Source organism: Ruegeria sp. TASC047 (assembly GCF_059612445.1).
The window spans coordinates 26,148-33,050 of the sequence record NZ_JBXWQP010000010.1 but is presented as its reverse complement, the minus strand read 5'-3'; the positions used below and the strand labels follow the sequence as shown (position 1 = coordinate 33,050).

The 6,903-nt window shown below is 58.3% G+C and carries 7 protein-coding genes; 1 reads left to right on the top strand and 6 read right to left on the bottom strand.

Features of this window, described 5'->3' with window-relative positions; genetic code table 11:
- The first annotated feature begins 140 nt into the window (after positions 1-140).
- Positions 141-503 (top strand): cupin domain-containing protein, encoded by a 363-nt coding sequence (locus AC2FLO_RS01245; protein WP_496754874.1) that lies wholly within the window; start codon positions 141-143, stop codon positions 501-503.
- Between the two features lie 32 nt (positions 504-535).
- Here the strand turns inward: AC2FLO_RS01245 and AC2FLO_RS01240 are convergent, their stop codons facing one another.
- From AC2FLO_RS01240 to AC2FLO_RS01215, 6 genes are all read right to left on the bottom strand, one after another.
- Positions 536-1,468 (bottom strand): hypothetical protein, encoded by a 933-nt coding sequence (locus AC2FLO_RS01240; RefSeq protein WP_496754872.1) that lies wholly within the window; start codon positions 1,466-1,468, stop codon positions 536-538.
- Positions 1,469-1,475: 7 nt separating this feature from the next.
- The gene (locus AC2FLO_RS01235) at positions 1,476-2,789 is read right to left on the bottom strand and encodes a TRAP transporter large permease (RefSeq protein ID WP_480560740.1); all 1,314 of its coding nucleotides are present in this window, start codon (positions 2,787-2,789) and stop codon (positions 1,476-1,478) included.
- A gap of 4 nt (positions 2,790-2,793) precedes the next feature.
- The gene (locus AC2FLO_RS01230) at positions 2,794-3,327 is read right to left on the bottom strand and encodes a TRAP transporter small permease (RefSeq protein ID WP_480901057.1); all 534 of its coding nucleotides are present in this window, start codon (positions 3,325-3,327) and stop codon (positions 2,794-2,796) included.
- Between the two features lie 70 nt (positions 3,328-3,397).
- Entirely contained in the window at positions 3,398-4,375 is a 978-nt protein-coding gene (locus tag AC2FLO_RS01225) for a TRAP transporter substrate-binding protein (protein ID WP_496754869.1), read from the bottom strand.
- A 54-nt stretch (positions 4,376-4,429) separates the two neighbouring features.
- Positions 4,430-5,680 (bottom strand): NAD(P)/FAD-dependent oxidoreductase, encoded by a 1,251-nt coding sequence (locus tag AC2FLO_RS01220; protein ID WP_496754867.1) that lies wholly within the window; start codon positions 5,678-5,680, stop codon positions 4,430-4,432.
- Positions 5,677-6,810 carry an enolase C-terminal domain-like protein gene (locus AC2FLO_RS01215; protein WP_496754866.1) on the bottom strand — a complete coding sequence of 378 codons (1,134 nt, stop codon included), beginning with the start codon at positions 6,808-6,810 and terminating at the stop codon, positions 5,677-5,679. The genes AC2FLO_RS01220 and AC2FLO_RS01215 overlap by 4 nt, the downstream gene beginning before the upstream one ends.
- Positions 6,811-6,903 lie beyond the last annotated feature (93 nt).

Here is a 6,903-nt window from a genome sequence, read left to right as displayed (position 1 = left end):
TGCGGCAAAACGCTCCGGCCACCCGTCCCATAATCGCCCTCAGCGAAGGCAACGACCCCCGCATCACAAAAGGGGCCCTCAACGCGCAGAGGGAAGGTCACGCGCTTTGAAGCACACGCTCAGCAGGAAGGTATGGCGTCATGACACCCCAGGTTCTCAATCTCTTCGGTGCGCCCGCAACACGCAGCGAACGGCGCCTGGCCGATCTTCCGGCCCGCGTTGTCGAAGGCGATCCGCATCACCAGATCGGGATGCATTTTACCAGTCCGGACGGCAAGTTGTCGGCGGGCACATGGACCTCGACGCCCGGAAAATGGCATGCGTTCACGGATAAGGACGAGTATTGCTATATTGTAAAAGGCCATTGCGCTTTGATCCACGAAGACGGAACCCGGCAGGATTTTCGCGACGGGGCGAGTTTTCTGATCCCGAATGGGTTTCGCGGCTATTGGGAAGTCATTGAGGAAACGACGAAGCACTTTGTGATCCGGGATTGCACGTAAGACCCACTAGGTGCTCCGAAGCGCAGATGCCGTTACGCGGAAAGGTTGTCCTTGCTGTAAAGGCGTCGCATGATCATGGGCGTCAGGTACATCGGGATCTGATACGCGCCGATGAAGGCCATGATCGGGGCGGTGACATCGGGTGGCAGGGCGACAAAGAATATGGCGATGTTCCGGTTTCCCGCGATGATCGATATCGCGGTCGATTTGTCTGCGGGCAGCCGGTTTCGGCTCAGGTGAAATGCAACGGCTTGTGCCCCGAAATTGGCCAGACAGGCGAGCGCGATCCAGAAGGTTGCAATGGCGGGATTGTTCAGGGCCGTGGCGCTGACCGAAGGCATCAGCCCGATGACAAAGACGGCCAAGGTAAGTGTCGCCAATCCCTCCAAATTCTGCAGCATCGCGGGTGAAGGTGCACGCAGAACTGTGCGCCGGGTGATAATGGCAGCCCCGGTTGCAAGTACGATGGTTAGCAGCAATTGCAACCCGGCCTGCAAGACAGATTGAATATCCCCCAGTTCGGGCATGAGCAGAAATACGGGCAATGCGGTCAGCGGCAACAGCGCCGTACCCACAACCATCAGCCGCATCGCGTGTTCAGGCGGATGGCCCATCATCAGGCACATATTGGGACTGCCTGAAATGGACGGGGCCGCCGCCATGATCAGCAGGGACAAAAGGACAGGCGTTCCAGTCCACCCCCCCGCAAACCCGATGGCCAGCACGATCAGCGGCATCACGAATTGAAACCCGATGACTGTGAATGCAACCTTCTGCAGATCACTCAGCGACCCGAGAATGGTTTCCGGGGTCATCCTGAGGACCGTGACGAACAGCAACAACACGACCAGAGGCGGCAGCAGGTTTCGCATCGGCTCGGCCAGGGACGGCAGCAGAAGGCCAGCCGCCAGCCCGGTGATCAGAACATGAGGGCCATGGCGCGCCGCCAGATGAAGCGGGTTCAAGGCCGTTCTACCCGCCCGGGCTTTGGCGCAGATTTTCCGGCAGCCAGGTCGCCAGATCCGGGAACCAGATGAGGATGAAAACCATCAATACCATGATCAGGAACATCGGGATCGCGGCGCGTGCGATGTAGCTCATTTCGTGGTTTGTCATGCCCTGCATCACGAACAGGTTGAACCCGATTGGCGGTGTGATTTGCGCCATCTCGACAACAACCACGATGAAGATGCCGAACCAGATCAGGTCGATCCCGGCGTCACGGATCATTGGTTCAACCACGGCCATGGTCAGCACGACCGAAGAAATCCCGTCCAGAAAGCATCCCAGAATGATGTAGAACACCAGCAAGACCATCAGCAGTTCGAACCGTGTCAGGTCCCATCCGGCGATCAAGTCGGCCAGTCCGCGTGGTAGCCCGGTAAACCCCATCGACAGCGACAAAAAGGCCGCCCCCGCAAGGATGAGGGCGATCATCGCACTGGTGCGCGTGGCCCCCATCAGACTTTCGGTAAAGGTCTTCCAGGTCAGCGACCCCTGACCGGCGGCCAGCAAAAGCCCCCCGATCACGCCGAAAGCGGCGGCTTCGGTTGCGGTGGCATAGCCTAGATACATCGACCCGATGACAACGGTGATCAGCAGGATCACAGGCAGCAGAAAGCGTGAGTTTTTGACTTTCTCGGAAAAGCTCAGCTTGCTTTCGTCATTCGGGTTCCAGTCCTTTCCCAGCTTGGAATACAGCGCGACATAGCCCATGAACATTGCCGCAAGAACAAGGCCGGGGAGGATACCGGCGAAGAACAGCTTGGTGATCGATTCATTGATCGTCACCCCGTACACGATCAGGGTCAGCGAGGGCGGGATCATCAGCCCCAATGTCGCAGCCCCGGTCAATGTGCCGATGATCATCCGCTCGGGGTAATTGCGTTTGCGCAACTCGGGGATCGACATCTTTCCGACGGTCGTCAGGGTTGCCGCCGATGACCCCGAGACAGCTGCAAAGACAGTGCATCCAACGATATTCGTATGCACCAGACCACCCGGCAGGGGGGCCATCCAGGGCGACAGCCCCTTGAACATGTCCTCGGACAATCGCGTTCGGTACAGGATCTCGCCCATCCAGATGAACATCGGCAGGGCGGTCAGGGTCCACGAGGACGATGCCGACCAGATGGTCGTGATCATGACGTCGCCCACGGGGCGTGTCGTGAACAGCTCCATCCCGACCCAGGCAACACCCATCAGGGCCAGTCCGACCCACACACCGGTGCCCAACAGGGTAAAAAGCACAAAGAGGAAGAGGATGATAACAGACAGATTTTCCATGCGCTTACTCTCCGTGGCTCTGATCGGCCAGATCGCGGACGATCCGATGTTCACCGCGGAAAAGGACATGGATCAGGTGATCCGTCAGGGCGATGGCAAGGATCACGGCACCGATCAGCATCGCGGATTGAGGGATCCAAAGGGCGGTTCTATCCTGCCCCTGGCTGACATCGTTGAACTTCCAGCTCCAGTAGACAAAGCGATAGGCATACCAACAGAAATACCACATAACAGCCGTGCCAATGGCAAAGCACCAGACTTCAAGAATGCGCCGCACCCCTTCCGGCACCGCGTTCAGCAGGATCGACACACGGATGTGACTGCCCCGGTTCAGTGCGTTGGCAAACGCCAGAAAAGAGGCGGCAGCCATCGCATAACCGGCATAGTCCGGTGCGCCGGGAAACACTTCGCCGGTCCAGCGGGCCAGCATCTGCACCACGATCAGCAGCAATATGGCAATCAGGCTGAGCGCCGCCAGAACCCCTGCCGCCAGATAAATGAAATCCAATACGGACCGAAGCCCTCGCAAAACCGCCATGCCGTCCCCGCTGTGTTCTGATTGGATGTGAAACGGGCGGCAGGGTATGCCACCGCCCGTTCCGAAAGGATTACTGCGACGAATTGAAGGCGTCGACGATGGCCTTGCCTTCGTCCCCAGCGGCCTCCAGCCATTCATTGGTCATGGTCACGCCAATCTCTTTCAACTCCTGCACCATCTGATCCGATGCCGGGCCAACGGTCATGCCGCCATCCCGCAGGCCTTGCAAGGTAAAGCCGGTGTATTCCTTAGCGCGCCAGTTCCCCGCATATTCCGCCAGTTCCGCACAGCCCTTGATGACGTTCTTGTTGGCATCGGATACACCAGACCAGACGTCGGAATTGACCATCACATAGTTGCGCGGAAGCCAGGCGTCGACCTCGTAGAAATAGTTCAGGCTTTCCCAAACCTTGCGGTCATACCCGGTCGAACCCGACGATATCATCGAATCCGCGACCCCCGTCGCAAAAGCCTGACTGATTTCAGCCGCTTCGATGGTGACCGGCAGCATCCCGGTCAACTCGGCCAGCCGCGAAGTGGCGTTGTTATACGAGCGGAACTTGATGCCTTTCATGTCAGCGACCGAGTTCACCTCGTTTTTGAAATAAAGACCCTGCGGCGGCCACGGCACTGCATAAAGCAGGGTCAGGTTTTGTTCCTCCAGCACGCGTTCGATCGAAGGTTTGGCCGCTTCCCAAAGCTTGGCGCTGTCGTCGAATGAAGTTGCAAGAAACGGGATGGAATCAAACCCGAACAATGCGTTTTCGTTCTGATGCCCGGACAGCAGCCGCTCACCGATCGGGGCTTGTCCGGTCTGGATCGCGCGTTTGATGTCGGCGCCCTTGAACAGCGATCCGGACGGGTGCGTGACGATTTCAATCTCACCGCCGGTGCCGGTGGTGACGCATTTGGCAAATTCCGCGCCCGTGGCCGAGTGGAAGTTTGACGCCGAATAGGCCATCGGCATGTCCCATTTTTCGGCCATGGCGGGTGCAGCAGCGGTGGCAGTCAGCGCAGTTGCCGCCAGAAGGTTCGTCAGTTTCTTCATCATTCTTCTCCCTGTTGAATTTGGAAACACCGGCGTTTTTCACCGGTTTGTTTGTTATTTTGCGTATCGTGACGGCGTGTAGACGCTCATGTCGACATTTGGCGTTCTGCCCGCAATCATCTGCGCCAGAAGGCGCCCGGTTTTTGGCCCGCCTGTCAGGCCGATATGGTGATGCCCAAAGCCCATGTAGGCCCCTTTGATACCGGGCACATCGCCAATGACCGGGATCGAGTCAGCCGGGGCGGGCCTGTGCCCCATCCATTCCACTTCCTCCTTCCATGTCACGCCCGGGAACGCCGCCCGGGCATTTTTGCGCATCAACTCGAACGGTGCGCGCGAGGGCGGCGCATCCAGCCCTCCGAACTCGACAATGCCCGCCAAGCGTATGCGCCCATCCATCGGTGTCGCAACGAACTTGCCCGAGACAACCATAACCGGGCTGCGCGGCATCGCGGAAGGCTCTACCAATTCAAGATGATAACCACGTTCGCTTTCAAGAGGAACAGAAACTCCCAAGCGCTTTGCCAATGGGCCCGACCAGATCCCGGCCGTCACGACGGCTGCGTCACACGCAATTGTCTCGCCACTGGCCCGAACACCGGTGACATGTCCGTTTTCCCGAACCACATCTTCGACATTTGCGCGTATGAAACGACCTCCGTTCGCCTCAACATGCGCGGCAAGGTCTTTCACGTACCGGCCGGGGTCGGTGATGTGGCCATGATCCGAAAGCCGGGCGGCAAATCCGATGCCCTGACTGTAAACCGGGTCATATTCATGGAAGGCGTGACCTTCCAATTCGTCCCACTGAAACCCGTTCCTGCGCCGGATATCCCAACCAAAGGCATCTTCCTCAAAATGCGCGCGATCCCTGTAAAGAAACAGGTAATCTGACGGAACCAGCCACTTTTCCGCCCCCGTTCCGGCCGCCAGCGCCTTGTGGTCATTCAGGCTGTCGCCAACGATGGATGTCAGTGCTGCGGCGATCCTCTCGACGTCGGCGGCGTTTGCATGGCGGAGGTATTTCCAGAGCCACGGCAGAAGCTTTGGCAAATACCCCCATTTCAGAAACAACGGTTGCGAGGAGCTCAGCAGCATCTTCGGTGCTTTTCCCAACAATCCGGGGACTGTTACCGGTACGATAGAACACGAGGCCAAAACCCCGCCATTCCCGTGCGAGGTACCTTCGGCAGGGCCTGCCTTGTCGATCAGGATCACATTGTGACCATCCCGCTGCAGCCAAACCGCAGTCGAAACGCCGACAATTCCGGCCCCTACGATGGCTATGGTTTTCTTTTCCGTCATTCTGTCACTGCCTTGGCAACCGCATAATGATTCAGTTTGGTCAGATCGGGTCTGCCGCCAAGTCCGGGGCCTTGAGGCACGCAAACCTGACCGTCCTTGACCTGAAATGGCTGCTCCAGAATGTCCTCTTTCAGGAAATAGGACGCCTGATAAAACTCACAGCCCAGAGAGATTTCCGGTGTCGCGGCAATCATGTGCGTGCCCGCCAAATGGGCCAGGCCAGCCTCGAACATGTCACCTCCATAGGCCGTCAGGCCATGGGCCGCAGCGATGCGCGCAACCGTCTGCCCGCGGGTCGGGCCGCCTGACTTCATGATCTTCACCGAAACCCCGTCGCAGATCCCTTCGCGGGCTGCGCGCTCCATGTCTTCGGGGCCAAAGACGCTTTCGTCGGCCAGAAGGGGAACATCCGTCATCTGCCGCAGCTTTGCCATCATGCCAAACTGATGGGCGCGGACAGGTTGTTCAATGAAATCCGGTTTGAACTGAGCGACGTCCCGCACCTGCGATGGCGCATCATCAATGCTGAGCCCTTGATTATAGTCCACGCGGACCGAGAGCTCCGGGTAGTTCTGGGCAAGGTACTCCAGCCGCATGATGTCGAAGGCGTGATCCTTGAACCCGGTCTTGAGTTTGACAATCCGAACACCATCCTCACGCAGGCGTGCCAACAATTCGATGTCCTGGGCAAAGTCGGGGTTTGCGATGGAACAACTCAGCGGAATGCTGTCGCGGAAGCGACCACCCAACAAGGACCAGACCGGAACACCGCTGATCCGGCCTGCCAAATCCAACAGCGCGGTTTCCAGCGCCGCCTTGGCTTCGGTGCAATGTGCCACGGCGTAAGCCGCACATGCCATGATTGCGGCCCGATCCCCAACGCATGCCCCAAGAACGTGAGGGCGCAGATAACGGTCCAGCGCGGCAAAACTCGCTTCGGGTGTTCCGGTGAATACCGACCAGGGCGACGCCTCGCCATACCCTTGGGTGCCATCCTCGGATGTCAGGCGCAGGATGACGACTTCGCAAACGCCTTCAACCGACCCGATGCCGTGATCCCTGCGGGATGTGACCGGCAATTCAAGATGCCACAGGTCATAACCGATGATTTTCTGTGCCAGATTGCTCATTTCGCCCCCTGTCGATGGGGAAAGCCTGCCTTGACCGAGCTATCATTTCAAATACTATATTTTCGTAAGTTCATCAGAAAAAGTGATGTGATT

Coding starts and splice junctions, on each gene's coding strand:
- AC2FLO_RS01225 (WP_496754869.1), bottom strand. CDS start 4,375: ATGAAGAAACTGACGAACCTTCTGGCGGCAACTGCGCTGACTGCCACC.
- AC2FLO_RS01230 (WP_480901057.1), bottom strand. CDS start 3,327: ATGGCGGTTTTGCGAGGGCTTCGGTCCGTATTGGATTTCATTTATCTG.
- AC2FLO_RS01235 (WP_480560740.1), bottom strand. CDS start 2,789: ATGGAAAATCTGTCTGTTATCATCCTCTTCCTCTTTGTGCTTTTTACC.
- AC2FLO_RS01245 (WP_496754874.1), top strand. CDS start 141: ATGACACCCCAGGTTCTCAATCTCTTCGGTGCGCCCGCAACACGCAGC.
- AC2FLO_RS01215 (WP_496754866.1), bottom strand. CDS start 6,810: ATGAGCAATCTGGCACAGAAAATCATCGGTTATGACCTGTGGCATCTT.
- AC2FLO_RS01220 (WP_496754867.1), bottom strand. CDS start 5,680: ATGACGGAAAAGAAAACCATAGCCATCGTAGGGGCCGGAATTGTCGGC.